This is a genomic window from Streptomyces sp. NPDC058741 (genome assembly GCF_042746715.1).
In the GTDB taxonomy this organism is placed as follows: domain Bacteria; phylum Actinomycetota; class Actinomycetes; order Streptomycetales; family Streptomycetaceae; genus Streptomyces.
In genome coordinates, this window is sequence record NZ_JBHYQH010000021.1 from 12,510 (window position 1) to 37,834 (window position 25,325).

33 protein-coding genes are annotated in these 25,325 nt (G+C 71.9%); 15 read left to right on the forward strand and 18 right to left on the reverse strand.

What is annotated here, in order from left to right:
- Positions 1-7: 7 nt before the first annotated feature.
- From ACFW6P_RS18500 to ACFW6P_RS18565, 14 genes are all read left to right on the forward strand, one after another.
- Positions 8-226: a helix-turn-helix transcriptional regulator gene (locus ACFW6P_RS18500; protein ID WP_386424117.1), complete on the forward strand. Its 219-nt coding sequence runs from the start codon at positions 8-10 to the stop codon at positions 224-226.
- 128 nt (positions 227-354) lie between these two features.
- Entirely contained in the window at positions 355-939 is a 585-nt protein-coding gene (locus ACFW6P_RS18505; RefSeq protein ID WP_386424119.1) for a hypothetical protein, read from the forward strand.
- Positions 936-1,367, forward strand: coding sequence for a hypothetical protein (locus ACFW6P_RS18510; RefSeq protein ID WP_386424121.1), 432 nt, complete (start codon positions 936-938; stop codon positions 1,365-1,367). Before ACFW6P_RS18505 ends, ACFW6P_RS18510 begins: the two co-directional genes overlap by 4 nt.
- Positions 1,364-2,506, forward strand: coding sequence for an AAA family ATPase (locus tag ACFW6P_RS18515; protein ID WP_386424123.1), 1,143 nt, complete (start codon positions 1,364-1,366; stop codon positions 2,504-2,506). The genes ACFW6P_RS18510 and ACFW6P_RS18515 overlap by 4 nt, the downstream gene beginning before the upstream one ends.
- A 156-nt stretch (positions 2,507-2,662) precedes the next feature.
- Complete coding sequence (locus ACFW6P_RS18520) at positions 2,663-2,860, forward strand: hypothetical protein (RefSeq protein ID WP_386424124.1); 198 nt, start codon at positions 2,663-2,665, stop codon at positions 2,858-2,860.
- A gap of 67 nt (positions 2,861-2,927) precedes the next feature.
- Positions 2,928-3,305, forward strand: a complete 378-nt coding sequence (locus ACFW6P_RS18525) for a hypothetical protein (RefSeq protein WP_386424126.1) — start codon at positions 2,928-2,930, stop codon at positions 3,303-3,305.
- Entirely contained in the window at positions 3,292-3,702 is a 411-nt protein-coding gene (locus tag ACFW6P_RS18530) for a helix-turn-helix domain-containing protein (RefSeq protein ID WP_386424127.1), read from the forward strand. Before ACFW6P_RS18525 ends, ACFW6P_RS18530 begins: the two co-directional genes overlap by 14 nt.
- The gene (locus ACFW6P_RS18535) at positions 3,699-3,845 is read left to right on the forward strand and encodes a hypothetical protein (protein WP_386424129.1); all 147 of its coding nucleotides are present in this window, start codon (positions 3,699-3,701) and stop codon (positions 3,843-3,845) included. The genes ACFW6P_RS18530 and ACFW6P_RS18535 overlap by 4 nt, the downstream gene beginning before the upstream one ends.
- Positions 3,842-4,549: a hypothetical protein gene (locus ACFW6P_RS18540; RefSeq protein WP_386424131.1), complete on the forward strand. Its 708-nt coding sequence runs from the start codon at positions 3,842-3,844 to the stop codon at positions 4,547-4,549. Before ACFW6P_RS18535 ends, ACFW6P_RS18540 begins: the two co-directional genes overlap by 4 nt.
- Positions 4,550-4,563: 14 nt before the next feature.
- Entirely contained in the window at positions 4,564-4,845 is a 282-nt protein-coding gene (locus ACFW6P_RS18545; protein WP_386424133.1) for a hypothetical protein, read from the forward strand.
- A 14-nt stretch (positions 4,846-4,859) separates the two neighbouring features.
- On the forward strand, positions 4,860-5,594 hold the full coding sequence (locus tag ACFW6P_RS18550) for a hypothetical protein (protein WP_386424135.1): 735 nt from the start codon (positions 4,860-4,862) through the stop codon (positions 5,592-5,594).
- 268 nt (positions 5,595-5,862) lie between these two features.
- Positions 5,863-7,077: a helix-turn-helix domain-containing protein gene (locus tag ACFW6P_RS18555; protein ID WP_386424136.1), complete on the forward strand. Its 1,215-nt coding sequence runs from the start codon at positions 5,863-5,865 to the stop codon at positions 7,075-7,077.
- 192 nt (positions 7,078-7,269) lie between these two features.
- Positions 7,270-7,569: a hypothetical protein gene (locus ACFW6P_RS18560; protein WP_386424138.1), complete on the forward strand. Its 300-nt coding sequence runs from the start codon at positions 7,270-7,272 to the stop codon at positions 7,567-7,569.
- Between the two features lie 154 nt (positions 7,570-7,723).
- Entirely contained in the window at positions 7,724-8,173 is a 450-nt protein-coding gene (locus tag ACFW6P_RS18565; RefSeq protein WP_386424196.1) for a glycine-rich domain-containing protein, read from the forward strand.
- 328 nt (positions 8,174-8,501) lie between these two features.
- Here ACFW6P_RS18565 and ACFW6P_RS18570 read toward each other — a convergent pair whose 3' ends face one another.
- The 6 genes from ACFW6P_RS18570 to ACFW6P_RS18595 form a co-directional block, all read right to left on the reverse strand.
- On the reverse strand, positions 8,502-8,849 hold the full coding sequence (locus ACFW6P_RS18570; protein ID WP_386424140.1) for a hypothetical protein: 348 nt from the start codon (positions 8,847-8,849) through the stop codon (positions 8,502-8,504).
- Positions 8,849-9,358: a hypothetical protein gene (locus ACFW6P_RS18575; protein WP_386424142.1), complete on the reverse strand. Its 510-nt coding sequence runs from the start codon at positions 9,356-9,358 to the stop codon at positions 8,849-8,851. Before ACFW6P_RS18575 ends, ACFW6P_RS18570 begins: the two co-directional genes overlap by 1 nt.
- An 8-nt stretch (positions 9,359-9,366) precedes the next feature.
- Positions 9,367-9,513 carry a hypothetical protein gene (locus ACFW6P_RS18580; RefSeq protein ID WP_386424143.1) on the reverse strand — a complete coding sequence of 49 codons (147 nt, stop codon included), beginning with the start codon at positions 9,511-9,513 and terminating at the stop codon, positions 9,367-9,369.
- Entirely contained in the window at positions 9,510-10,322 is an 813-nt protein-coding gene (locus ACFW6P_RS18585) for a hypothetical protein (RefSeq protein ID WP_386424144.1), read from the reverse strand. Before ACFW6P_RS18585 ends, ACFW6P_RS18580 begins: the two co-directional genes overlap by 4 nt.
- Positions 10,319-10,705 carry a DUF6907 domain-containing protein gene (locus ACFW6P_RS18590; RefSeq protein WP_386424145.1) on the reverse strand — a complete coding sequence of 129 codons (387 nt, stop codon included), beginning with the start codon at positions 10,703-10,705 and terminating at the stop codon, positions 10,319-10,321. Before ACFW6P_RS18590 ends, ACFW6P_RS18585 begins: the two co-directional genes overlap by 4 nt.
- A 433-nt stretch (positions 10,706-11,138) precedes the next feature.
- Positions 11,139-11,405: a GlsB/YeaQ/YmgE family stress response membrane protein gene (locus ACFW6P_RS18595; RefSeq protein WP_386349566.1), complete on the reverse strand. Its 267-nt coding sequence runs from the start codon at positions 11,403-11,405 to the stop codon at positions 11,139-11,141.
- Between the two features lie 205 nt (positions 11,406-11,610).
- On the opposite strand from ACFW6P_RS18595, the gene ACFW6P_RS18600 reads away from it, so the two are divergent.
- Positions 11,611-12,897 carry an APC family permease gene (locus tag ACFW6P_RS18600; protein ID WP_386349563.1) on the forward strand — a complete coding sequence of 429 codons (1,287 nt, stop codon included), beginning with the start codon at positions 11,611-11,613 and terminating at the stop codon, positions 12,895-12,897.
- A gap of 276 nt (positions 12,898-13,173) precedes the next feature.
- On the opposite strand, the gene ACFW6P_RS18605 is transcribed toward ACFW6P_RS18600, so the two are convergent.
- The 12 genes from ACFW6P_RS18605 to ACFW6P_RS18660 form a co-directional block, all read right to left on the reverse strand.
- A complete protein-coding gene (locus ACFW6P_RS18605; RefSeq protein ID WP_386349560.1) occupies positions 13,174-13,566 on the reverse strand; it encodes a YccF domain-containing protein in 393 nt (130 codons plus the stop codon).
- Positions 13,563-14,426, reverse strand: coding sequence for a zinc metalloprotease HtpX (gene htpX, locus ACFW6P_RS18610; protein WP_386349557.1), 864 nt, complete (start codon positions 14,424-14,426; stop codon positions 13,563-13,565). The genes ACFW6P_RS18605 and htpX overlap by 4 nt, the downstream gene beginning before the upstream one ends.
- A 251-nt stretch (positions 14,427-14,677) precedes the next feature.
- Positions 14,678-16,201 carry an NADH-quinone oxidoreductase subunit N gene (locus tag ACFW6P_RS18615; RefSeq protein WP_386349555.1) on the reverse strand — a complete coding sequence of 508 codons (1,524 nt, stop codon included), beginning with the start codon at positions 16,199-16,201 and terminating at the stop codon, positions 14,678-14,680.
- Positions 16,198-17,772 carry a NuoM family protein gene (locus tag ACFW6P_RS18620; protein WP_386349552.1) on the reverse strand — a complete coding sequence of 525 codons (1,575 nt, stop codon included), beginning with the start codon at positions 17,770-17,772 and terminating at the stop codon, positions 16,198-16,200. Before ACFW6P_RS18620 ends, ACFW6P_RS18615 begins: the two co-directional genes overlap by 4 nt.
- A 6-nt stretch (positions 17,773-17,778) precedes the next feature.
- Positions 17,779-19,773 (reverse strand): NADH-quinone oxidoreductase subunit L, encoded by a 1,995-nt coding sequence (locus ACFW6P_RS18625; protein ID WP_386424147.1) that lies wholly within the window; start codon positions 19,771-19,773, stop codon positions 17,779-17,781.
- Entirely contained in the window at positions 19,770-20,183 is a 414-nt protein-coding gene (gene nuoK / locus ACFW6P_RS18630; protein ID WP_386424149.1) for an NADH-quinone oxidoreductase subunit NuoK, read from the reverse strand. The genes ACFW6P_RS18625 and nuoK overlap by 4 nt, the downstream gene beginning before the upstream one ends.
- Complete coding sequence (locus ACFW6P_RS18635) at positions 20,183-20,827, reverse strand: NADH-quinone oxidoreductase subunit J (protein WP_386349544.1); 645 nt, start codon at positions 20,825-20,827, stop codon at positions 20,183-20,185. Before ACFW6P_RS18635 ends, nuoK begins: the two co-directional genes overlap by 1 nt.
- Positions 20,824-21,642, reverse strand: a complete 819-nt coding sequence (locus ACFW6P_RS18640) for a 4Fe-4S binding protein (RefSeq protein WP_386349542.1) — start codon at positions 21,640-21,642, stop codon at positions 20,824-20,826. Before ACFW6P_RS18640 ends, ACFW6P_RS18635 begins: the two co-directional genes overlap by 4 nt.
- 2 nt (positions 21,643-21,644) lie before the next feature.
- Positions 21,645-22,613 carry an NADH-quinone oxidoreductase subunit H gene (locus tag ACFW6P_RS18645; protein ID WP_386349539.1) on the reverse strand — a complete coding sequence of 323 codons (969 nt, stop codon included), beginning with the start codon at positions 22,611-22,613 and terminating at the stop codon, positions 21,645-21,647.
- Positions 22,610-23,992 carry an NADH-quinone oxidoreductase subunit C gene (locus ACFW6P_RS18650; RefSeq protein ID WP_386424151.1) on the reverse strand — a complete coding sequence of 461 codons (1,383 nt, stop codon included), beginning with the start codon at positions 23,990-23,992 and terminating at the stop codon, positions 22,610-22,612. Before ACFW6P_RS18650 ends, ACFW6P_RS18645 begins: the two co-directional genes overlap by 4 nt.
- Positions 23,989-24,816, reverse strand: coding sequence for an NADH-quinone oxidoreductase subunit B (locus tag ACFW6P_RS18655; RefSeq protein ID WP_386349533.1), 828 nt, complete (start codon positions 24,814-24,816; stop codon positions 23,989-23,991). Before ACFW6P_RS18655 ends, ACFW6P_RS18650 begins: the two co-directional genes overlap by 4 nt.
- Entirely contained in the window at positions 24,807-25,214 is a 408-nt protein-coding gene (locus tag ACFW6P_RS18660) for an NADH-quinone oxidoreductase subunit A (RefSeq protein WP_386349530.1), read from the reverse strand. The genes ACFW6P_RS18655 and ACFW6P_RS18660 overlap by 10 nt, the downstream gene beginning before the upstream one ends.
- Positions 25,215-25,325: the final 111 nt, after the last annotated feature.

Genomic DNA, 25,325 nt, shown 5'->3' on the forward strand with positions numbered 1-25,325 from the left:
GAGCGTCATGCCCCGCATCACCCTGCCCGAGTCCACGGCCGGACCGAAGCCTCGACCGCTCGCTACGCCGCAGGAGATCGCCGACTACCTGGACGTGCCGCTCGGCACGATCTACCAGTGGTCCAGCCGCGGCGGCGGCCCGAAGTTCATCAAGGTCGGCCGCCACCTCCGCGCCCGCTGGTCCGACGTCGAGCAGTGGCTCGACTCCCAGACCATCGCCGCGTGAAAGCGGCCCCCAGGAGGTGCGCCAACACCTGTGATCCGGGGGCCGGAAGCACCAGCCATCCACACCTGAACAGCCGAACGGCGGCGCGGGCCGTGAACCCGTTGCGCCGCCGTCGAAAGGAGCTTCACATGAAGCGTACGACCCTTCCCCGCCACAGCGCCACCGTGCCCGAGGTCGACCGCCGCACCAACGGTCACGGCGCGTTCGTCGTCCAGGCCGCCGAGGCGACCAGGGAGCGCGCCGACCAGCTCGCCGCCGAGTCCGCTGACCGGTACATCGCCCGCGAGCACCCGCACGTGGCCGCTCTCCTGGCCGAGCCTGCCGGCCTGCTGGCCGAGGCGCAGCGCACCCTCACGTACGACGAGGGCCTCGGCGCTCACCGCACGGCCCCGGTCGAGTCCCCGATGCGGCACCTCGACGACCAGTACTCCGCCGAGGAGAACGCCGCGGTGCCCCTCTTCGCCGCCGAGGTCGTCGTCACCGACTGGAAGTCGCTCGCGCCCGTTCAGGTGGGCGGCCTGTTCGGGCCCGGTGGGACGGTCGACGGCCGGTTCACCGAGCTGTGGTTCCACCACGGCACGTCGACCGGCACGGTGACCCCGGCGAAGGCCCGGGAGATCGCGCAGGAGCTGCGCGCCTTCGCGGCCCGGCTGGAGGCGCTGAGCGACGTGGCCGACGAGATCGCCGCGGACGACTACGAGGCCGGCGCGTGACCGGCCGCTCCGCCCGTACCCGCCTGGCCAACACGGCCGGGCGGGTACGCCTGCACGCCGTCCCGCCGAACGCCACGGCAGGGGAGATCACCCACATGCGGGCGTGCGCTCAGGTAGAGGCGCTCCGGGTGAGTGACTGGGCCGAGTACGGCAGCGTCGAATGGCTTCAGCTTCCGTCGGACGACCCGCGGGTGTACGTCGCCACGCTGGAGGCCGCCGAGCTGCACCGGATGCACGTCGAACGGATCTACACCGACGCGCACACGCAGGCCCTGAACGTCCTTCAGACGGCCGCCGAGGTCCGGGCCGCTCACGCGGACACGATGCGCACCCGGCCGCCGCACAAGCTCACGCCGACGCCCGGGTGGCCGCCGATCGCGGTCCCTGGCCAGCCCGGCAAGTACCTGACCATGGAGACCAGCGCGTGACTTCGTACGCCGTGCCCCCGCCGCCTGCCCACGTGCGTGCCCCTCTCGGGCACGGCACGGGGGCGGGGGCACCCGTCGCTCCAGCCGACGGCATCGACTGGAGCGACGTTCAGCCGGGCGACACCGCGCCGCCCGCTACGCCAACCGTTGACGCCCTGCCCTCGTTCAAGACGGGCGGGGCGTTCTTCCAGGACGTTCCGGAGACCCCGCCGGCCGTCTGGGGGCACGGCGGCGATGTCCTGTGGGCTGAAGGTGAAGCGCTGCTCATCGCCGCTCCACAGGGTGTGGGTAAGACCACGGTGGCGCACCAACTGGTGCGCGCCCGGCTCGGGCTTCAGGGGGACGTCCTCGGCTTCCCCGTCGTAACGGGGCGCCGCGTGTTGCTGCTCGCCATGGACCGCCCCTCGCAGACCCGTCGCGCCGGACACCGCATCTTCGCCGAGGACGACCCCGCGTACCTCAATGAGCACCTGGTCGTGTGGGAGGGACCGCCGCCGTTCGACCTCGCCCAGCGCACGGACATCCTCGCCGCGATGTGCGAACGGGCCGGGGCCGACACCGTGGTCCTCGACTCGCTGAAGGACGCCGCGGTAGGCCTCTCCGACGACGCCGTGGGCGCCGGCTACAACCGCGCCCGGCAGAAGGCCCTCGCGGCCGGAGTGCAGGTGCTGGAGCTGCACCACGTCGTCAAGCGCGGCCCCAACGGCGCCGCCCCGAACACCATGGCCGACATCTACGGGTCAACGTGGATCACCTCGGGCGCGGGCTCCGTGGTCCTGCTGTGGGGTGAAGCGGGCGACCCGGTCGTGTCGTTCCGCCACCTCAAGCAGCCCATGGACGAGGTGGGGCCCTTCCAACTCGTCCACGACCACGCCGCAGGAACGACCCGCGTCCGGCACGCCGCAGACCTGCTGGAGATGGCCCGCCTCGGGGGCGTGCACGGCGTCACGGCTGCTGCCGCCGCTGAAGCCGTCTTCGAGACCAAGAAGCCCACCGCCGCTCAGCGGGAAAAGGCTCGGCGCCGTCTGGAGAAGCTGGTCACCTCTGGCCACCTCGTACGGGTGGAGCCCGCAGCGCCGGGTGATCCCGCCCGGTACTACCAGGCTCACGCCGACCCTCACGCGGCGAATTCGCCGTGACCCCCCACGCCACCCTCACGACCCCTCACGCTGCGGGAAATCTCGCAGCTCACAGCCTCACGCAGCCCCTCACGCACCCTCACGCGCCGGACCCTCACGATCCCCACCCCCCTTATAGGGGGGGATCCGTGAGGTCCCTGAGCCTCAGGAGCACCGATGGCCGAACCCACGTCCCACGTCGAGCAGCAGATACAAGCCCGCATCGCCGCCGCCCGCATCCGCGTCCAGGCCGCCAAGAAGCAACGCGACGAACTCGCCGCAGCACGCCGCCGAGGACTCGCCGCACGCCACGCACAGAAACTCCGCAACCAGGCCACCAGACGAAACCAGCAAGACCCCCCAGACAACCCCTGACCGGCCCGCGTATCCGGTTCCGCAGCCCCCGCGCGTGACGCCCGCGCACATGTACGAGGAGAAGCCCATGCCCGACGCCCCGACCCGCAGGCCCAACTACCCCGGCCGTGACCAGCTGGACGCCGCGAACATGCGCTTCCGTCGCGCCGTCGCCCGTCTCTACCGCGAGGCCGGCCGCCACGACCACAAGCTGATGCCCGAGGTGGAGCGGATCGTGAGGGAGGCCGCCGAGACGCTCGGCCGTCTCGCCGCCGACGCCGAGGCCGCCGAGAACACCAGCGCCCGCCACCAGGCCGTGCTGAAGGCGCAGGAGGACAAGATCAGGGCGAAGCTGCGGCCCGCCGCCCGCCGCGGCGACCCTCGGGCGGCCGACATCCTCGCCCGGCTCGACCGGCGGGCCGCCCGCCGCCCCGCGGCGGCACCCGACGACGATGACGCCGCCTGACCCGGGCGTCGCTCGGCTGCTGCGGCCGGACGGATCGGTCATGGTCCCGGCGTCGGTCGCGGGTGAGGTGCTGCGCGCCCTCGTGCGGGATCTGGTGGGCCGTGCGCGGGCTGACGGGGGCGAGGTCTCCCCGCAGGCCCGCCGGGTCCTGTACGCGCTGCACGCCGCCGCCGTACAGGACGAGAGCACCGGCCCCGCTTTCGCCCCCGAAACTCGCGCCCGGAGTGCTGCGAGCGTGGAACTGACCGCGCGACAGGTCGCCGAGATCTTGGGTTGCTCAGCCCAGTACGCGCGGTCGCTGGCCCGGTCGGGCCGGGTGCGGGCCCGCCGCGCCGGCCCGGCCTGGCTCATCGACTCCGCGTCGCTGGACGCCTACCGGACCGGGAGAAGCCCATGAGGGACCTTCAGGAGGCCATCGGCCGCCACTACCAGGGCAAGCCCACACGCCCCGTCGCAGACGCCGAGCTGCGGCGGGGCGTCGCTGCGGTCATGGCCCTGAGCAGCAGCACCAGCCGGCCCCGCAAGGAGGGTGCGAAGTGAGCACCATGTCCCCGGCCGAGGCCGCCGAAGCGATCCGCACCGCGCACGCCGACAAGGAACAGGCCGAGCAGGCCGCCGCGGCGCTGGAAGAGCGCGTACTGAACGGCGACCCGGACGTCACCGCGGCGCAGCTCGCCGAGGCGCACCAGGCCGTCCGCTTCGCCGAGCTGGGCATCACCGCCGCCGAACGCAGGCACGCCGCCGCCCAGGACGCCGCCCGGCACGAGGCCGCCCGCACCGTCGCCGAGCGGGCCGTGTCCCTCGTCAAGAACGACGACGCGGGCGAACTGGCCGACGCCATGCGCGAGGCCGTGGCCGCGATCGGCCGCCTGTGCACCATCGGGAAGCAGCGGCACGACCTGATCACCGGACTCGGCGCCGAGCTGACCGCCATCACCGACCAACTCGGCGGGGACTTCCGCATCATGCGCGAGCGCTACGGCGTGGCCGGCGACCGCGAGCAGGTCATCGTCTACAACCCCCGCACCGTGGCCCGCACCGTTCCGCCGGCCGTCCTGCTCGCCGCGGCCGTCCGCCTCGGCGCCGACTCCAGCGGCCTGGCCCACGCCATCGGCGAGGCCCTGGCCGTCCCCGAGCACCGCGTACAGCAGGTGTTCACCGCTGTGCCCACGCTCGCCGAGCAGGCCCACGACACCGCCCGTCAGCCCACCGCCGAGGACGCACCCGCGTCCACCGCCGCCTGAGCAGGAGTTCCCGCATGAAGAAGGTCACCGCACTCGCCGGACCGGTCGTCCACGGCCCGGAAAACACCCTGCACGGCGCTGACGCACTGTGGTGGGTGCACGGCGAGATCTACACCGACGACCCCGACGCCATCGCCCGCTTCGCCGACCTCGGCTACCCCATGGAGGACGTGCCCGAGGCGCCCGCCGACTACCTGACCGCCGTCGAGTGGATGAAGGAGAAGGCCCAGCGCGAGGGCTACGCCTCCGCCGTGGCCACACAGGACGCCCTCGACCCCGACCGCCGCAACTACTGACCAGGACGGCCCCCATGGACCTGAACGCCCTCTCCCAGCGGTACCTCACCACCGCCGCCGACGCCCTCGACCACGTCCGGCAGATCACCACCACGGTCCTGCCGCAGGCTCAGCAGCGCGTCACCGACGCCGCCCGCACCGCGCAGACCTTCACCGACCCGCATCTCTCGGCCGAGGGCCTGGACGCCCGCCGACGCGAACTCGCCCAGCAGGCGCAACAGCTCGGCGCGACTCTGGCCGACGGGATCGCCCGCGAAGTCGCGCGTGCCGCCGCCATCGCCCGCGACGCCTTCGAGCGGCACTCCGCCCCGGGCGACACCAACGAACAGCTCCTCGCCGAGATGCGGCTGTCCCGTGCGTGGGAGCGGGCACGGGCCCAGCTGGACGCCGGCGCGGCCCTGTCCGAGGTCATCGAGGGCGCGGACGTCGACACCCTGCGGGCCCTGCGCGCGGAGTACCCGGCGTACCTGCGGGCGCAGGACAAGCGCCACGGGCTCGACCGGGCGCACGGCGACCGCCCGGACCCCACGGCCGCTGTACGGGCCGTGGACGAGGCCCTGGCGCCGCTGCTGCCCGGCGAGGCCGGCCGTGCGCTGGCCGCCACCCTGGCCGCCGAGAGCGCCCTCACCGCCACCCGGCAGGCCCTCGACGGGCTGAGGCTCACCGGGGCGGGCTCCGCCACCCCGCTGCACACCCTCACCGCGGCGTACGCGGCGAACGACGCCGCCCGCGCGACCGCCGCGGCCTGACCCCAGACGCACCCGCGCCCGGCTCCTCACTTCGAGGGCCGGGCGCTGCTGCGTCCGTCTGCGGCGCGGGACGGGTCGGCGCGTAGGTCTTCCCGTTCAAGCCGATCACGGCCCCTACTGAGTCGTTTGAATCAGTAGCGCGGGAAACCGTGGACTGGCTCAGCCCGGTCGCCGAGGCGATTGCGCGAGTACTGAGCCCGCTGTCTCGCAGCGATGCGACAACCTCTTGCCGTTCCTCGCGCGGCAACCGCAGGCGTACCGTGACGACGTGGCAAATGACGACCTCGGGCGCACTCTCCGCCGCCTGCGCCGGCTGGCCTCCCTGACCCAGGAGGAACTGGCCGCCCGTTCCGGCGTGTCTGTCGACGTGATCCGTCAGCTTGAGCAACGCCGCAAGCACTCGGCGCGGTTGCCCACGCTGCACGCCTTGGCCAACGGGCTGGGGGTGGAGCTGACCACGCTCCTAGGTGATCCACCAGCAGTGTCCTCGACTGGCGAGAACGATGGACCACGGTTTGTGGCCGTGCGCCGGGCCATCATGCCCGTGCTCTGGGGGCCGGAACCGGAGCCGCCGGGGCCAGACTTCACCCTGGACAAGCTTCGCGGGCAGATCGCAGACGGCTGGACGCAGTACCACGCCGCCGAGTTCGACGCCGTGATGAAGGCACTCCCGGACTTGATCTCTGACGCGCGTACCGCCACAGCATGGGGTGAAGATCCCGACCGCCGCGCGGGTTTCGCAGCCTTGGGCAAAGCCCTCCAGCTCGCCGGACACGTCGCTGTGCGGATGGGCAAAACTGACCTTGCGCTGACGAGCCTGGAACGGGCGATAGATGCCGCGAGGCAATCGTCTGACCCCCTTCTGCTGCCGATGATCGTCAACTCCATGGCATGGACCTACCAGCGGCAGGGGCGCCTGGAGGACGCGTTGCACATCGCTCTCCGTGCCGCCGCCGACATGGCCACAGCCGGCCACGACGGAACGGCCGACGGGTTGAAGGTCTGGGGAGCGCTCACCATGAGTGCCGCCACGTCGGCCGCACGGAGCGGCGACTACGACCGGGCAGCGACCATGATGGAAACAGCGGAGAAGGAGGCCGCTCGCGTCTCGAAGCTTCCCGAGGGCGGCGACAACCGCATGGTGAGCGTCTTCAGCCCTTCGTCAGTCCGTATCGAGCGCGTTCGGCTTGCTGTCCAATACGGCCACCCGCACGACGCCTTGGCGCTCGCCAAAGGCATGCGACTCAGCAAGGACACTCCTCCGTCCTGGCGGACATGGCTGCTGCTCGATGTTGCCCGGGCCCACACGGACATTGGGGACGCGGCCGGGGCCGTGAAGACCCTGGAATCCCTGCGCCGTGTGGCCCCGACCTGGATGCAGCACCACACGTTGGCCGTGGCGATCGTGCGCGATCTGTGGGCGCTCCCCAACCACCCGCCCGGCCTCGGGCCGTTGGCGCAGTTCCTGGGAGTCAGCGAATAGCGTCGTAAAACTGGGACGCCACATCCCTGTCACTCTGTGTAGCTCGGCGATTCCATAACCGGACAACGCCCCGGCGACCGCGCGAACGGCCCCGGGGCTGGCCGACTGCAAGGAGTCGACGTGACGCACCGTACCGCCGCGGCACCCCAGCCGTCAGGATCGCCCAGAGCCTTACTCGAAGTGCCTGCCAGCGTGGCAGCCACTCTGCTGCTGCCGGCCGCCGCGGACGCGACCGAGGACCAACTACGCGGCGCCCGCTGCGTCTGGTGCGAGGACGGGCCCCTGAACGCCGAGACGGCCGTCGACCTGGGCGAACAGAAGGCACCGGCAGGCAGCTGGTTCCCGCGCGCCTGCCAGCGCTGCGCAGCCGCCTGGGCGCACCGCGGCCTCTTCGAGCACGCCCCGATGTGCGAGCAGTGCACGGACGACGCGAGCCGCTGCGAGGTCGGGCTGATCCTGTACCGGCTCGTCCGCCAGGGGCGCCGCCCGTAACCCCCAAGACTCCTCGCCCGGCCGGCGAGTCCCGCGAAGAACCCCGGCCGGGCGGGGCCATCCCCATCCGCTACCAGCGAAGGAGATCACCGTGAGCGTACCTTTCCCCGAGCCCGGCCCGACGCCTCCCGACGCGTTACCGGAACTGGCCCGCATGCTCATCACCGATGAGCGGTTCGCCAGCGTCCGCGCCACGGTGATGGACGCCAACCCGGACATGTCCGAGGAGATGGCCGGCCGGATCGTGGACGAGGCCCTGAAGTTCGTGGCGGCCTGCGCGAAGAACGCCGGCGTCGGCCTCGCCCCGTCGCGCATCGTCGACGAGGGATGGCACGCCCTCATCCTGCACACGGCGATGTACGCCGAACTCTGCAAGTCGCTCGGCGGCTTCGTGCACCACTTCCCAGGCTACGACCCCACCAACTACGACCCGCCGATCCTGGACCGCACCCGCGAGAAGATCGCGGAACTCGGGTGGCAGGCGGATGCGGAGCTGTGGGGGCCGCCCTCTGACGAGACCCTCGCCTCGGTGGCGGCGAAGTGCCAGCACGCCCCCGAGTGCACCATCGTCGTCACGCCCAAGCCGAAGCCCGGCGTGGCATAGCCTGCCCGTGAAGGGAGGCGCCGTGTCCGAATGGATCGACCCGCGGCACGCGGAGATGGTCGCAGCGTGGAAGCGCGCGCAGCAGCCGGAATCCCGTGACCCGCAGCCCAGGCCCGTGCGGGGGTTCGTCATTCCGCCGAAGCCTGACCAGCAGTAGCCCGCGAGTCGGGTACAGCACAAGGAACGGCCCCCGGGAATCGAGTACCGGGGGCCGTTGCCGTGGGTGGGCACTACAACCGTAGTGCGGGTGCCTACTGGTGTGGGCAGTCCCGCACCCACCAGCCGCAGCGCTCGCAGTAGTCGTACGCGGCGGCGAGGAGTCGACGGATCATGACGTCACCTCCCCGGCGGCGTCCGCGTCGGTGACGTACTCGATCTCCGGGAAGATCGTCATCCCCTCCCCCGGCCCCTGCCGCACTTCACGCACACGCAGGCTCTCAACTGCGAATTCGTCCCCAGAGGGGGGCGCGGAGGGCGGTGGGGGAGTGGCGGACGAAACGGACAGGCGTCGGGCCGAGCGCCACAACGCCCCCCATCCGACCGCCACCACGCCGAGCACGCCGACCGCCTCGTCGACGGCGAAGGCGGCAGCCGCGGCCACCCCGCCGAGGACGACGAGCACGCACCCGCCGGCCGCCCGTGACGGCTCCTCGGCGGTGCTCTCGCGGGCGCCCATCACACGGTCCTGTAGACGCTGTCGGCGACCGCGTTGACGGCCTGGGCGAGCGGCACCGCGGCGAACCCGGCCACGCCCGCGGAGGTGCCGAGGGTGATCCCGCACCACACGCCGCGCTTCAGCTCGCCGCGGGTCTGGTCGCCGGCCTTCTTCACGGCGGCTACGAGCACGGCGGTGAGGATCAGCACCAGGCACGCCCCGGGCCCGGACAGCGGCGTGAAGGTCTTGCGGGCGGCGAGTTGGCCGGGCTGCTCGCCGACGCCCCACAGCAGGGCCGCGTCTCCGAGCCAGTTGGACAGGCCCAGGACGCTGCTGGACGCGGTGCCGATGAGCCCGGCGCCGAGCGTGGTGAGGCAGCCGTAGCACCAGGCCGCGAGGAACGGCAGGAGCGTGGCCGCGTGCTTGACGGGGTCCTTCATCAGGGCCTTGCGGCCGGGCCACCAGCTCATGATCTCGTAGCCGAGGATGCACAGGCCGACGGTCACGCCGCCGAAGGTCACGTAGTTCACGGTGGGTCCTAGCGGAGGATGGCCACGCCGAGCGCGGCGAGGGTGAGGACGAGGGCGCACGTGCCGCTGATGGGCGGGACGGTGCGAGGGGCCACGAGGGCGGGGCCGAGGAGCGCCGCGAGGGCGGTGAGGGCGTAGGCGGCGGCGAGGATCACGACTCGTCCCGGGCGGTGCGCAGGAGGCGCCGGCCGTAGCTCGCGGAGACGCCGAGCCGGTTGCCGATCTCGGTTCCGGTGAGTTCCGGTTCGGCCTGGAGCCAGTTCCGCACGGTGGCTACGCGCCGCTCGAAGGTGGTGTTCGCGGTGTCCTCGGAGACGATGTCGGCCGCGCCGGTTCCGCTCGGCGGAACTGCGGGCGGAACTGGTTCCGTTGCCGGTTCCGCCGGGGCCTCGCCGATCGCCGAGCGCACGGCCGCGAAGTGATCGCCGAGCAGGTCAGGGCCGGTTCCGCCCGTGGTTCCGCCGGTTCCGCCCGCGAGTTCCGCCACGGGCGTCCAGGGGCCGAGGACGGGCGCGTGGGGTGCGGTGTCGACGGGCTCCGAGGCCCGGTCGACGGTGATCGGTTCCGCCAGCTGCGCCACGGCCGGAACTGGTTCCGCCGGGATCACCGACGGTTCCGGAGCCGCAGGTGTTTCATCTGAAACACCTGCCTCGCTGAGCCGGTGCACGCGCCACAGCACCAGCGGCGCGATCGCCGAGACACCGACGACAAGGGGCACAGACACGGGCAGGAGACCGACCTCCACGAGGTGACTGGCCGCGTTCACCGCGATCAGGGTGAGCACCACCGTGAAGACGTCGCGGCGGGCCCGGAGCGCGGCGAGGGCGTACACGTCCAGGGCCGCGGGCACGCCGGCCGCGACGTAGAGGCCGAAGCCGCACGCGCGGGCCAGTTCGTACTCAGCGGACGCGAGGACGATGAGCACGGCCGCCGTGGCGACCCAGAGCAGGGGATCGCGCTTCACCAGGCACCCCCGGCGAGGATCACGGCCAGGCAGCGGGCGAACTCCCGCAGCACCTCGGCGTGCCGCTCCAGCTCGGCCGCCATGTCCTCCAGGCGGTGCAGCTGCGCCGGGTAGCTGTCGCCGTTGAAGCCGACGGATACGAACGGCCGGGTGCCGGGCCACGCCTCGGTGAAGGGCCGCTCCTCCAAGGCGACGACGAGGAGTTCGGCATACCCGCCGCGTACGGGCAGGGTCAGGATGTGGTCAGGGCCGCGGTGGGTGATGTCGATGCGGTACGCATCAGGGCAGTGGTCGGCGTGGCCGGCGCACCACGCGGGCTCCGGGAGGGTCACGGGGCCGTGGTCGATGGTGGGCAGCGTGATGCTGCGGATAGGGTCCTGCACAGGTCTGCTCCTGGTCTCGTCAGGTGTCGGACTCAGGCGCCGTTCGGTGTGTGGAGCACCGGGCGGCGCCGCCGTGTCTCCGAAGTGGAGACTGACGAGAGCGCGGAGGAGCGCGGGCACGCGAGGGCACAGTCAGGGCACAAGGCCCCGAACAACACTGTGCAACAGTGGCAAGCACTGTCAGTAGTTTCTGCACGTCAACCCCCCTTTCAGGGTCAACGTGCAGGTCAAGCGATCAGACGGGCAGTACGTGAACTACCGGTAGCAGAACCGGTTCGGTCCGCTGGAGTGGCTGGTCTGGCTGGACTGTCGGGCCTGACTGCATGGACTGCGCGGCCACGGACAGGGTGGACACCCGCTGGGGTGTCCACCCTTCTCGCCTGTCCACCCCTGTCGTCTGTCCGGCAATGGCCGGTGGGCGCGGTCAGCGCGGTCAGTCGCGTGAGTTGCCGAAGAGCAGGCGGTAGGCGATCAGGAGGACCAGGGAGCCGCCGATCGCCGCCGCCCAGGTCGCACCGTCGTAGAAGTCCTTGGTGACCGGGTGGTCCATCCAGCGGGCCGATATCCAGCCGCCGATGAACGCGCCCGCGATGCCGATCAGAGTGGTGCCGATCAGGCCGCCCGGGTCGCGCCCCGGCAGCAGGAACTTGGCGATGGCCCCGGCCAACAGTCCCAGGATGATCCAGCTGATGATGGTCATGCCGTGACCCTGCCCTTCCGTGCTGTGCCCGCACCGTCCCGGGCCTGTGATCTTGCTCCCGACACAACGCGCGGCCGCCGCGGCCGTGCGTCGTACCTCGTGCGCTCCCGCGTGCGTGGTGCTCGCCGCGCGCGTTCACGCCGTCTTGGTGGTGAGGACGTCCGGGCCTCATCGACCGGTTGCGCTGATCAGTAGGGTGCGACCCATGACAGCCCCCACTCCCGGACTGCGCCGCACCCTCGGTGTCGGCGACGCCGTCGTCATCGGACTCGGCTCGATGGTGGGAGCCGGGATCTTCGCCGCGCTCGCACCGGCCGCGCACGCGGCCGGGTCGGGGCTCCTGCTCGGGCTCGCCGTCGCCGCCGTGGTCGCGTACTGCAACGCCATGTCGTCGGCTCGCCTGGCCGCCCTCTACCCCGCGTCGGGTGGCACGTACGTGTACGGGCGCGAGCGGCTCGGGGAGTTCTGGGGATATCTCGCGGGCTGGTCGTTCGTGGTCGGGAAGACGGCATCCTGTGCGGCGATGGCGCTCACGGTGGGCACGTACGTCTGGCCGGAGCAGGCGCACGCGTTGGCGGTCGCGGCCGTGGTGGCACTGACCGCGGTGAACTACGGCGGGATCCAGAAGTCCGCGTGGCTGACGCGGGTGATCGTGGCGGTGGTCCTGGCGGTCCTCTCTTCCGTGGTGGTCGGGTGTCTGGTGTCGGGCGACGCCGATGCCGGCCGGCTGGACCTCGGGGCGTCGGACGGTGCGGGCGGGGTGCTTCAGGCGGCCGGTCTGCTGTTCTTCGCCTTCGCCGGCTACGCGCGGATCGCGACGCTCGGCGAGGAGGTGCGGGATCCTGCCCGCACCATCCCGCGCGCGATCCCGCTGGCGCTGGGCATCACGCTGGTGGTGTACGCGTGTGTGTCGGTGGCTGTCCTTTCGGTGCTGGGGCCGGACGCTCTGGGGAATGCCCCGGCGCCGCTGGCCGAGGCGGTCCGGGCGGCCGGGCTGCCCTGGCTCGTGCCGGCGGTGCGGGTGGGGGCGGCCGTGGCCGCGCTGGGTTCACTGCTGGCCCTGATCCTGGGGGTGTCGCGGACGACGCTGGCCATGGCCCGGGACCGGCATCTGCCGGGTGCGCTGGCGGCCGTGCATCCGCGGTTCCGGGTGCCGCACCGGGCGGAGCTGGCCGTGGGTGCGGTGGTGGCGGTGCTGGCGGCCACGGTGGACGTCCGGGGTGCGATCGGGTTCTCCTCCTTCGGTGTGCTGACGTACTACGCGGTGGCCAATGCCTCGGCCTGGACTCTGGATTCGGCGCCGTTGAGGCGGGTCGTGCCGGTGATGGGGCTGGCCGGGTGCCTCGTGCTGGCGTTCTCGCTGCCGGTAGTGTCCGTGGGCGTGGGCGCGGGGGTGCTGGCGGTGGGAGTGGCCGCGTACGGGATGCGGCGGTGGTGGACGCGGCGGCGGACGGGTGCGCGCGGGGGGAGCAGGGAGGGTGAGGGCGTGTGAGGGCACGGGGGCTCGCGCCGCTGGGTCGTCAGAGCCCCCGGGCCGCTCGCTGGTACGGATGCCGGCGGTTGCCGGTGCCTGGGGGCCCGCACCGGGTCGGCGTGCCCGGGTGGGAAGGCCGGCGGCCTGGGAGGGTGTTGTGGATGCTGGTCGGTACTCGGGTCGGCAACTGCTCGATCGCGGTCATGGGTTCATGATGCAGTCCGCCACCGACAGCCGTGCGGGCCTGTGGACAACCCCCGGCCTGTGGACAACAGGGCGGTGTCGCCCTGCGGTTCAGCGCACCCCGAACGGCTCGTCCGTCCGCACGATCTCGCGGCCCAGCGGGAAGAGGGAGACCGGGATGAGCTTGAAGTTGGCGATGCCGAGCGGAATCCCGATGATCGTGATGCACAGGACGAGGCCGGTGGCGATGTGGCCGAGAGCCAGCCACCAGCCCGCGAGCACCAGCCACAGCACGTTGCCGACGCAGGACGGCGCTCCCGCGTCACGGCGTTCGATCGTCGTGTACCCGAAGGGCCATAGAGCGTAGACGCCGATGCGGAAGGCCGCGATGCCGAACGGGATGCCGATGATGGTGATGCACAGGAGCAGGCCCGCCGCCACGTAGGCGAGGAACAGCCAGAAGCCGCTCAGGACGAGCCATATGACGTTCAGTACGGTCCTCACTTGTTCCCACCTGCCATCTTCTCTAGCCGGGCGATGCGATCCGCCATGGGCGGGTGTGTGGAGAACATCCTTGATAGGCCCTGGCCGGGGCGGAACGGGTTCGCGATCATCATGTGACTGGCGGTCTCGAGGCGCGGCTCGGGCGGCAGCGGCAGCTGCTTCGTTCCGAGTTCGAGCTTGCGCAGAGCACCGGCCAGGGCGAGCGGGTCACCGGTGAGCTGGGCTCCGGAGGCGTCCGCCTCGTACTCCCGGGAGCGGCTGATGGCCAGTTGGATGAGCGAGGCGGCGAGAGGGCCCAGGATCATGATCAGCAGCATGCCGAGCAGGCCGGGCCCGTCATCGTCGTCGGAGCGTCCGATCGGGATCAGCCAGGCGAAGTTGACCAGGAACATGATCACGGAGGCGAGGGCGCCGGCGACGGAGGAGATGAGGATGTCGCGGTTGTAGACGTGGCTGAGCTCGTGGCCGATGACGCCGCGCAGTTCGCGCTCGTCCAGGAGGCGCAGGATGCCTTCCGTGCAGCACACGGCGGCGTTGCGCGGGTTGCGGCCCGTGGCGAAGGCGTTGGGGGCCTCCGTCGGGGAGATGTACAGGCTCGGCATGGGCTGGCGGGCCTGGGTGGAGAGTTCGCGGACCATGCGGTAGAGCTGCGGGGCCTCGAACTCGCTCACCGGACGGGCGCGCATCGCGCGGAGGGCCAGCTTGTCGCTGTTCCAGTAGGCGTAGGCGTTGGTCGCCAGCGCGATCAGGACGGCGATCACGAGCCCCGTACGGCCGAAGAAGCTGCCGATGACGATGATGATGGCGGACAGTCCCCCGAGGAGGATCGCTGTCCTGAGCCCGTTGTGCCGGCGGTGCACGGTACGCCCTCCAGGTGGTGCGGCAGGGGGACCCTTGCTTGCGGTTGATGCGGTGCCGCTGTCCTACGTCCAGTGGACCCTCCCGTACTGGTCAACGCCAGGCGGGAAGCACTAGTTCCCTTGTGCGTGCGGGCCCGGCCGCGGACCGGGTGACCGCCGCGGGACGCGCCACGCACGCGTGCAGGGTCGAGTGCCCCACGCGCGCGTGGTGAAAGCGTGACCTGTGCGACGGTCCGGGTGGGGCCGCCGGCTCAGAAGAGCCCGGTGTCGGTGAAGCGCAGGACCAGCTGGGGTGCGCCGGACAGGGCGATGCCGAGGACACCGGTCAGGGCGATCGCCGCGACGAGCGGGGCGGGGACGCTGAGCTTCCCGGCTTCGCCCTCGGGGGCGCGGAACAGCAGGGCCGTCCACTGGAGGTAGTAGAAGAGGGCGATGACGACGTTCACGGCCATGATCACGGCCAGCCAGCCCAGGCCGGCGTCGACGGCCGCCGAGAAGACCGTGACCTTGGCGAAGAGGCCGATGATGCCCGGCGGCAGCCCGGCGAGGCAGAGCAGGAAGAACGCCATGAGCAGCGCGGACAGGGGGCTGGAGGCGTACAGGCCGCGATAGTCGGCGACGCGGTTGAGGGGGTTGGTGCGGCCGACGAGTGCGGCCACGGCGAAGGCACCCAGGTTCACGGCGCCGTACATCAGGGCGTAGGCGACGGTGGAGCCGATCGACTTCTCGGCGTCCCCGGAGTAGGCGGCGGCCGCGATCGGCACCAGGAGGTAGCCGGCCTGGCCGACCGAGGACCAGGCGAGCAGGCGTACGGCGCTGTACGCGCGCGTGGCCTGCTGCCGGAGGGCTCCGACGTTGCCGACGGTCATGGTGAGCGCCGCCAGGGCCGCCAGGGCGGGTCCCCAGACGTCCGCGTAGGACGGGAGGGCGACGACCGTGACGAGGATGAGCCCGGTGAAGCCGACCGCCTTGCCGATGACCGACAGGTAGGCGGCGATCGGCAGGGGGGCTCCGACGTAGGTGTCGGGCACCCAGAAGTGGAAGGGCACGGCGGCCGTCTTGAAGGCGAAGCCGATCAGCGTCAGGACGACACCGGTCTGGGCGAGGGTGTGGAACTGTCCGTCGACGGTCTCGATGCGGTCGGCGATCCCGGTGAGGTACAGGGTGCCGGTGGAGGCGTACAGGAAGCTGACGCCCATGAGGCTGACCGCGGTGGCGGTGACCGAGGACAGGAAGAACTTCAGGGCCGCTTCGGAGGACCTGCGGTCTCCGTACTTCAGGCCGACCAGGGCGAAGGCCGGCAGGGAGGCGACCTCCAGGGCGACGATCAGGGTGGCCAGGTCGCGGGAGGCGGGCAGCAGGGCCGCGCCGGCCGCGGAGGACAGCAGCAGGAACCAGTACTCCCCCTCGGGCAGCTCCTTGCGGGCGTCCTTCAGGGCGGTGACCGACAGGAGCGCGGCGAGGAGGGCTCCGCCGAGCACCAGGAACTGTATGACCAGGGTGAAGCGGTCGGCGGTGTAGCTGCAGAGTGTGGTGTCGCCGGTCACGCAGAAGGTGCTGCGGTCGCCGTCCAGGAGGGGCAGCAGCAGCGCGGTGGCGGCGGCGAGGCCGGCCACCGACGTCCAGCCGAGCAGGGCCTTGCGGTGTTCGGCGACGAACAGGTCGGCGACCAGGACGACGAGTCCGACGACCGCCGCGAGGGTGGGCGGCGCGATCGCGAGCCAGTCGACGGACTGGACGAGCGAGGCGGCCAGGGTCTGGGCCGGGGAGCTCATCGGGTGCCTCCTGAGAGGAGCTGCTGGACGGCCGGGTCGCTCAGGCCGAGCAGGGCCTTGGGCCACAGACCCGCGATGACGGTGAGGGCGACGAGCGGGGTCCAGGCCGCGAACTCGTACGAGCGGACGTCGGGGAAGGCCGGTGCGGTCCGGGGCACGGCGCCCATGCAGACCCGGCGGACCACGATCAGCAGGTACGCGGCCGTCAGCAGCGTGCCGAACGCGCCGATCGCCATGAAGGTGAGGAAGGCGGGGCGGCTGAGGCCCTCGGCGGGCTGGAACGCGCCGAACAGGGCCAGCATCTCGCCCCAGAACCCGGCCAGGCCGGGCAGGCCGAGCGAGGCGACCGCGGCGAACGCGAGCAGGCCGCCGAGGCGTGGGGCCTTGCCGTACAGGGCGGCGCCGGTCTCCTCGGCGAGGGTGTCCAGGTCGGTGGTGCCGGTGCGGTCCTTCAGCGCGCCGACCAGGAAGAACAGCAGGCCGGTGATGAGGCCGTGGGCGATGTTGGCGAACAGGGCGCCGTTCACGCCGGTCGGGGTCATGGTGGCGATGCCGAGCAGGACGAAGCCCATGTGTCCGACGGAGGAATAGGCGATGAGGCGCTTGAGGTCGCCCTTCGCGCCCTGCTTGGCGAGGGCGAGGCACGCCAGCGACCCGTAGATGATGCCGACGACGGCCAGGGCGGCGAGGTAGGGGGCGAAGGTCTGGAAGCCGTCCGGGGCGATGGGCAGCAGGATCCGGACGAATCCGTACGTGCCCATCTTCAGCAGGACACCGGCCAGCAGGACCGAGCCGACGGTCGGGGCCGCGGTGTGGGCGTCGGGCAACCAGCTGTGCAGCGGCCACATCGGCGTCTTGACCGCGAGCCCGACGCCGACCGCCAGGACGGCGATGACCTGCACAGACGCGGTCAGCGACCGGCCGTTGTCAGTGGCGAGTGCCATCATGTCGAACGTGCCCGCCTTGATCCCGATCAGGAGCAGGCCGAGCAGCATGACCACGGAGCCGAGCAGCGTGTAGAGGATGAACCGCCACGCGGCCTGGGTCCGGCCCTCGCCGCCCCAGCGGGCGATGAGGAAGTACATCGGGATGAGGACCATCTCGAAGGCCAGGAAGAACAGCAGCAGGTCGAGGACGGCGAAGGTCGCGAGCGTGCCGGACTCGAGGACGAGCAGGAGGGCCACGAAGGCCTTCGGGGTCGGCCCCGCGGGCATCTTGAAGTACGAGTAGAGCGCGCAGAGGAAGGTCAGCAGCGCGGTCAGGACCAGAAGGGGGAGGGAGATGCCGTCGATGCCGAGGTGGATGCGCACGTCGAGTGCGGGGATCCAGCTGATGTCGGTGCTGGCCTGCATCCTCGACGGCTGGTCGTGGTCGAAGCCGACCGCGAGGACGATCGCCGCGACGAGGACCGCGCCGGTGACGGTGACGCCGTGCCGGAGCACGGCCTGCTCAGGGGACTTCCCCTTCAGCCCCGGCGGGGCCGGCAGGAGAGCCGCGGCGGCACCGAGGAGCGGGCCGACGACGACGAACGCCAGAAGGAACTGCATCACGGACTCGCTGATATCGATCACGCCTGCTCACGCTCCCGTGGCGACGAGGACGGCGGCGACCGCGAGGACGACGGTGCCGGCGAGCAGCGCGCTCACATAGGTCTGGACGTTGCCGGTCTGGGCGCGCCGTACGGCGGCGCCCAGCCAGCGCGGCAGCGCACCCGCACCCCGTACGTAGGTCTCGACGACCTCGCGGTCGAGGAACCGGACGAGGCTCGCTGCGGCCTGGACCGGGCGGACGAAGAGGGCCGAGTACACGGCGTCCAGGTGGAAGCCGGCGGCAGCATGCCGGTGCAGAGGGCCGAGCAGGAGCCGTCCCGGGTCTGCGGGGTCGGGCGCGTAGGCGATGTCGCCGTACGCCGGCCTGTGGCTGGCGATGGCCTCCGCCTCGACCAGTCCGGCGTCGCCCTCCGGGTGGGCCGCGACGGCGCCCAGGGGGAAGCGGGCCGCGAGCGCGGTGGTGTGGCGCCAGGCGCCGTACGTGAGGATGCCGCCGACCAGGGCCACGCCCGTGCCGAGCACGGAGGTGGTCAGGGTGGGGCCGAGGTCGCGGCCGTCGAACCAGTCGGGCAGCACGCGGAAGAAGAACCCGCCGAGGGCCAGGGAGGGGATGGCCAGCACCCAGAGCACGACGGTCATGGTCAGCGGCTGCCTGCCGTGGTCGGGCGCTTCGGTGCCCCGGCCCCGGAAGGCCAGCAGCCACAGGCGCATCGCGTAGGCGGCGGTGAGCAGCGCCGTGACCAGACCGGAGACGAGGACGATCCAGCCCGCCGCAGTGGGGGCGTGGTCGGTGTGTCCGCCGATCACGTGTTCGGCGGCGCCGAGGACGGCCTCCTTGGAGAAGAAGCCGCTGAACGGCGGGATCGCGGCGAGTGCGAGCAGCGCCACGGTCATCGTCCAGTAGGCGTCCGGGACGCGGTCGCGCAGCTTGCCCATGCGGGACATGGCGGCCAGTGAGTTGGTGCCGGCGGCGTGGATGATCACGCCCGCCGCGAGGAACAGCAGCGCCTTGAAGGCGCCGTGGGACAGGAGGTGGAAGACGGCGGCACCGCGGTCGCCGACGGCGAGGGCGCCGGTCATGTAGCCGAGCTGGCCGATCGTCGAGTAGGCGAGGACGCGCTTGATGTCGTCCTGGGCGAGGGCGGCGAGCCCCGAGCCGGCCATGGTGACGGCGGCCATGAAGGCGAGGACGACCATCGCGGCCTGGGAGGCCTCGAACACCGGGAGGAGACGGGCGATGAAGTAGACACCGGCGGCGACCATCGTGGCGGCGTGGATCAGCGCCGAGACGGGGGTGGGGCCTGCCATCGCGTCGGGAAGCCAGGTGTGCAGCGGGAACTGCGCCGACTTGCCCGCCACGCCCGCCAGGAGCAGCAGCGCGATCACTGTCGGGTGCTCGAGGGAGCCGCTCGCGACGGCGGCCAGGACGCGGCTGATGCGGAACGAGCCGGCGTCGGTGGCCAGGGCGAACAGGCCGATGAGGAAGGGGACGTCGCCGAGCTTGGTGACCAGGAAGGCCTTGAGGGAGGCGGCGCGGGCCTCCGGGGTCTCCCAGTAGTGGCCGACCAGGAAGTAGGAGCAGATGCCCATGACCTCCCAGCCGACCAGCAGCACGATCAGGTCGCCGGAGTAGACGACCAGGAGCATCGCGGAGGTGAACAGCGAGACGAGGGCGGCGTAGGACGGGTAGCGCGGGTCGTCGCGCAGGTAGCCCGTCGAGTAGATCTGCACACAGGAGGCGACCAGGCCGACCAGGACGGCGACAAGGGCGGCGAAGCCGTCGATGTGCAGGGCGAGTTCGACCGGGACGGAGCCGGTGGGCGCGAGTTCCGTGGCCGCGTCGACGGCTTGGTCTCCGCCCTGGCGTGCGGCGAGCAGCGCGGCGAGGACCAGGGAGGTCAGGGTCGGCAGGACGGCGAGCGGGCGGACGAAGCCGGGGGCCGTACGGCCCAGGAGCAGGCCGGCCGCGGAACCGAGGAGGGGAAGGAGGGGGACGAGGACGGCGAGGGTGGTCGTGGTCACGCGGTGGCCTCAGCCTTCTGGGCCTCGTCGGCCGGCCCGGCCGTGCGGGCGTCGCCGCCGGAGCCGTCGCTGTCGGGGCCGTGGGGGTCGTGCGGTTCGGCGGTGTCGCGGAGCTTGTCGATGTCCGCGGTGCCGCGGTTGCGGTGGACGGCCAGGACGATCGCCAGGCCGATGCCGATCTCGGCCGCGGCGATGGCGATGGTGAACAGGGTGAGGGCCTGGCCGGAGTGCAGGGTCTCCTCGGCCGTCTTGCTGAGCCAGACGTCGAAGGCGACCAGGTTGAGGTTGACGGCGTTGAGCATCAGCTCGACCGACATCAGCACCAGGATGGCGTTGCGCCGGGCTAGGACGCCGTACAGGCCCGTGCAGAACAGGAGGGCGGAGAGCACGGCGGGATAGGCGAGGTGCATCAGCGGGCCCCTTCCGTGTCGTCGTGCCGGACGGTGCCCCGGGCGGCCGGGGCGGCGGCGTCGGCCTTCGCCTTGCGGGACAGGACGATCGCGCCGACCAGCGCGGCGAGCAGGAGGACGGAGAGGGCCTCGAAGGGGAGGACCCAGTTCTGGAAGAGGCTCGCGCCGGTGACCTCGGTGGAGCCGGCGGCGGGGCCGCCGAGGTCGATCCAGGTCGTGCGGAAGGCGTCGACGACGACCCAGATCAGGGCGGCGGCCGCGGCGACGGCCACGGTGAGGGCGGCCCAGCGGTTGCCGGAGTCGGCGTCCGGGGAGCGGCCGATGGGGGCTCGGGTGAGCATCAGACCGAACAGGAGGAGGACGACGACGGATCCGACGTAGATGAGGACCTGCACCCAGGCGATGAACTCGGCGGTGAGCAGGAGGTACTCGACGGCCAGACCGCCGAGGGCGACCACAAGCCACAGGGCGGCGTGCACCATCTGCCGGGTGGTGACGGTGACGAGCGCGGCGCCGAAGGTGACCAGGCCGACGAGGAGGAAGGCGATCTCGACACCGGTCGGGGACAGGAAGCCGTGTGTCTCGGCGGCGATTCCGGGGGCCGGGCCCGTCGCGAGGAGACCGGTGGTTGCGGCGAGGGTCATTCCTGGCCCTCCTGCCCGGGCTTAGGCTGATCGGTCTGCTGCTTGGAGTCGCCGTGCGGGCGGGTGGGCTGCTCGGCCGCCCGGGCCTGCTCGTCGGCGTGCGGTGCGGAGGGTGACGCGGCCGGCTCAGCCGACGGGTCCGACGGGGACGGCTGGGTGCGCTGGGACGGCTGGGTCCTTTGGGACGGCTGGGTCCGTTGGGACCTGTGGGACCTGTGGGTCGGCTGGTTCTGGGCCTGCTCCGCCGGCTCGGCCTGCTGAGCCTGCTCGGCCTGCTCGGCCTGCTGAGCCTGTTGGGCGGCGAGTTTGTCGGCGGTCTTGCGGGCGCTGGCGAGTTCCTTCGGTTCCTCCGCGCCGGGGTCGAGGGCCGGCGGGGCGGGGACGGTCCACATCCACTCGCGGAGCTTGTCGCGCTCGTGGGTGAGGTCGCGGATGTCGGTCTCGGCGTACTCGAACTCAGGGGACCAGAACAGGGCGTCGAAAGGACAGACCTCGATGCAGATACCGCAGTACATGCACAGGGAGAAGTCGATGGCGAAGCGGTCGAGGACGTTGCGGCTGCGTTCGCGGCCTCCGGGGGTCGCCGCAGGGACCGTCTCCTTGTGGGAGTCGATGTAGATGCACCAGTCCGGGCACTCACGGGCGCAGAGCATGCAGACCGTGCAGTTCTCCTCGAACAGGCCGATCACGCCGCGGGTGCGGGGCGGGAGGTCGGGCTGGGCGTCGGGGTACTGCGCGGTGACGGACTTCCTCGTCATCGTGCGGAGGGTGACGGCCAGGCCCTTGGCCAGGCCACTTCCTGGAATCGGGGCCATGGTTACTGGATCACCACCTTGACGATGCCGGTGAGGGCGATCTGGGTGAGGGCGAGGGGCACGAGGAGCGTCCAGGCGAGTCTCTGGAGCTGGTCCTCGCGCAGGCGGGGGTAGGTGACGCGGAGCCAGATCACGATGAAGGCGAGGACGGCGGTCTTCAGCAGGGTCCAGACCCAGCCGAGGCCTTCGGCGCCCCAGGGGCCGTGCCAGCCGCCCAGGAACAGGACGGTGGTCAGGCCGCAGAGGACGACGATCCCGGCGTACTCGGCGAGGAGGAACAGAGCGAAGCGGAGGCCGGTGTACTCGGTGTACGCGCCGAAGATGATCTCCGAGTCGGCGACGGGCATGTCGAAGGGCGGGCGCTGGAGCTCGGCGAGCCCGGCGACGAAGAAGACGGTCGCACCGACGATCTGCCAGGGCAGCCACCACCACTCGAAGGCGTCGAGGATGCCGGGGAGGGAGACGGTGCCGGCGGCCATCGCCACCGAGGCGGCGGTCAGCAGCATCGGCAGTTCGTAGGCGAGGAGCTGGGCGGCGGTGCGGAGGCCGCCGAGGAGGGAGAACTTGTTCGCGGACGCCCAGCCGGCCATCAGCGAGCCGAGGACGCCGACGCCCATGACGGCCAGGACGAAGAAGACGCCCGCGTCGATGACCTGGCCGACGGCTCCCTCCCCCGGGCCGATCGGGATGGCGAGCAGGACGAGGAGGTAGGGCAGGAGGGCGACGGCGGGAGCCAGTTGGAAGATGCGGCGGTCGGCGCCCGCGGGGACGACGTCCTCCTTCTGTGCGAACTTCACGCCGTCGGCGATCAGCTGGGCCCAGCCGTGGAAGCCGCCGGCGTACATGGGGCCGAGGCGGCCCTGCATGTGGGCCATCACCTTGTGCTCGGTCTGGCCGATGACCAAGGGGAGGGTGAGGAAGACGACGAAGACGATCAGGAGTCGCAGGGTGACGTCGAGCGCGTCGTTCACTGCGGGCCTCCTGTGGCGTCTGTCGCGTCTGTCGCGTCAGTGGGGTCGGTGGCGTCGGTGGGCTTTTGGGGTCCCATGGGTTTGGTGGGTTCCCTGCCCTCTGCTGAGGCCTGGTCTTCGTCTTGCGAGTTGTCCGCCGACCCGGTGGGCTTCTCGGGCTGCGCCGGCGCGTCCCGCCCCGCACGGTCCTCCTCGAAGGCCGGGCGGGCGTGGTGCCAGGGAGCGTCCGAGCTGCGCGGGGCGCGTGCGGCTCCGGCTGCCTCACGGGCTGTCTCCTCGGCGCCGCCGTCCCTCTCCCCGGAGCCGGTGGCGGACCGCTGGCCGGCGCTGCCCTCCGATGCGCTGCGCGCCCGGCGGGGGCCGCTGGAAGTGCCTGCCGAACGGCTCCGCTGCGACGCCGAGCCCTCGCTCGCGCCGCGCGCACGGCGCGGCTCCGCCGACGGACGCGGGGACCCGGCCTCATCGGCCTTGGGCGTCGTGGGGGCGGCCTCTGCGGCCGAGGCCCCTGTTTCCGAGGCCCTCGCCTCGGCGACCTGGGCGGCTTCGGAGGCTTCACCGGCTTCGACCGACGTGGGCTTCACTTCCGCCCCCCGCGTCTCGGCCGGGACCTGGCTCGCCGAGCCTTCCGAAGCCGACCGCGTACGCCGCACCGGACGTTCGCCGACCTGACGTTCCCCAGCCGGACGTTCGCCGACCTGACGTTCCCCAGCCGGGCGTTCCCCGGCCGGACGAGCCGCGCGAGCCGCACGGGCCGGGCGTTCGCCTCCTGCGCGGCCCGTGCCCCGGGCCGGGCGGGCCGGGGCCGGGGGGAGCTGGCCCTTCAGGGGGCCCCACTCGTTGGGGTCGGGGACGCCGGGCGGGAGCATCTGGCGGCGCTTGGGGCCGCCGTGTTCCGACTCGCCCGGCTCCTTCGCGCCCGGCCAGGCCTTGGCGACGCGGGCGGCGAGGACGAAGTCCTTGCGCAGGGGGTGGCCTTCGAAGTTCTCGGGCAGGAGCAGATGGTCCAGCCCGGGGTGGCCCTCGAAGGTGATGCCGAACATCTCGTGGGTCTCGCGCTCGTGCCAGGCGGCGCCCGCGTAGACGCCGACCGCCGAGGGCAGGGCGGCGGCCTCGTGCGGAACGGTCGTACGCAGCAGGAGGCGCCGCAGCGGGGAGAGCGCCGCCACGTGGGCCGAGACGCGGAAGCCCGTGCCGGGTTCGTCGACGGCGCTCAGCCAGTCGAAGTAGGTGCAGCCGAGCCGGTCGCGGGCGGTCTCCAGGGCGGAGATCCAGGTCGCCGGGGGGACGTCGACCGTGAGGACCTCGTAGGACTCCTCGGCGGTGGCGTCCGGGCCGAAGAGTTCCCCGGCGTCGGCGGGGAGCCAGCCGACCGCGGTCATCGTCCCTCCCCACCCGTCGCGTCCGGACCCGCGGCCGGAGCAGGATCAGAAGCCGGAGCCGGAGCCGCGGTCGGAGCAGCACCGGAAGCCGAAGCCGGCCCCGAAGCCGGACCGGCACCCGAAGCCGGAGCCGCGGTCGGAGCAGCACCGGAAGCCGGAGCAGCACCCGGAGCCGAACCCCCGCCCGCATCGGAAGCCGACGCCCGAGCGGTGTCCGAGGCTGCGGGGGCGGGAGCCGGAGCCGGCGGCCGTACCAGTCCACTCTGCAGTGCCGCGGTCGACGGGCGGTCGGCCGCACTGCCGTAGCGCTCCCCCAGCGACTCGCGGGCGATCTTCTCCTGGAGCTTGAGGATGCCCTGGAGCAGCGCCTCGGGCCGGGGCGGGCAGCCGGGGACGTAGACGTCGACGGGGATGATCTGGTCGACGCCCTTGGTGACGGAGTAGGAGTCCCAGTAGGGGCCGCCGCAGTTGCTGCACGCGCCGAAGGAGATGACGTACTTGGGCTCGGGCATCTGCTCGTAGAGGCGCTTCACCGCCGGGGCCATCTTGTCGGTGACCGTGCCGGAGACGACCATGAGGTCGGCCTGGCGGGGGCCCGGTGCGAAGGGGATGACGCCGAGGCGGATGAAGTCGTGGCGGGCCATCGACGCGGCGATGAACTCGATCGCGCAGCAGGCGAGGCCGAAGTTGAAGACCCAGAGCGAGTAGCGGCGGCCCCAGTTGAGGATCACCTTCATCGGCTCGGGTGCGAGGCGCGCGAGGGCGCCCAGCCGCTTCGGCTCGGGGAGCAGCACGGGCTCGGGGCTGGAGGGGGTCACGTCCATGCAAGGACGCCCTTCTTGTATGCGTAGAGCAGGCCGACGGCCAGGAAGCCGAGGAAGATGAACATCTCGACCAGGGTCGTCGCGCCGTAGCCGGGGGCGGCGAAGACGGTGGCCCAGGGGAACAGGAAGATCGAGTCGACGGCGAAGATCACGTAGAGGAAGGCGTAGACGTAGTAGCGGACCTGGGTGTGGGCCCAGCCCTCGCCGACCGGGTCGACACCGCACTCGTACGTCAGGAGTTTCTCGGGGGTGGGGACGACGGGCCGCAGCAGGCGGCCGACGCCGAAGGCGACGGCGACGAACAGCACGCCGACCACGGCGAGCAGTCCGACGACCGAATAGGACTGGAAGTAGTCCGCCGCGACGACGGTCGTGGTGACGACGGTCGGTTCCCGCACGTCCGTCCCTCGCTCCCTGAAACTCGGACTGGTTCCCGCGACGATCAGCGGCCCGTTCCCGGGCTGCCCCCGGGCCGTCCACGGCCGGGATCACGGACGCCGGCGTTCGGC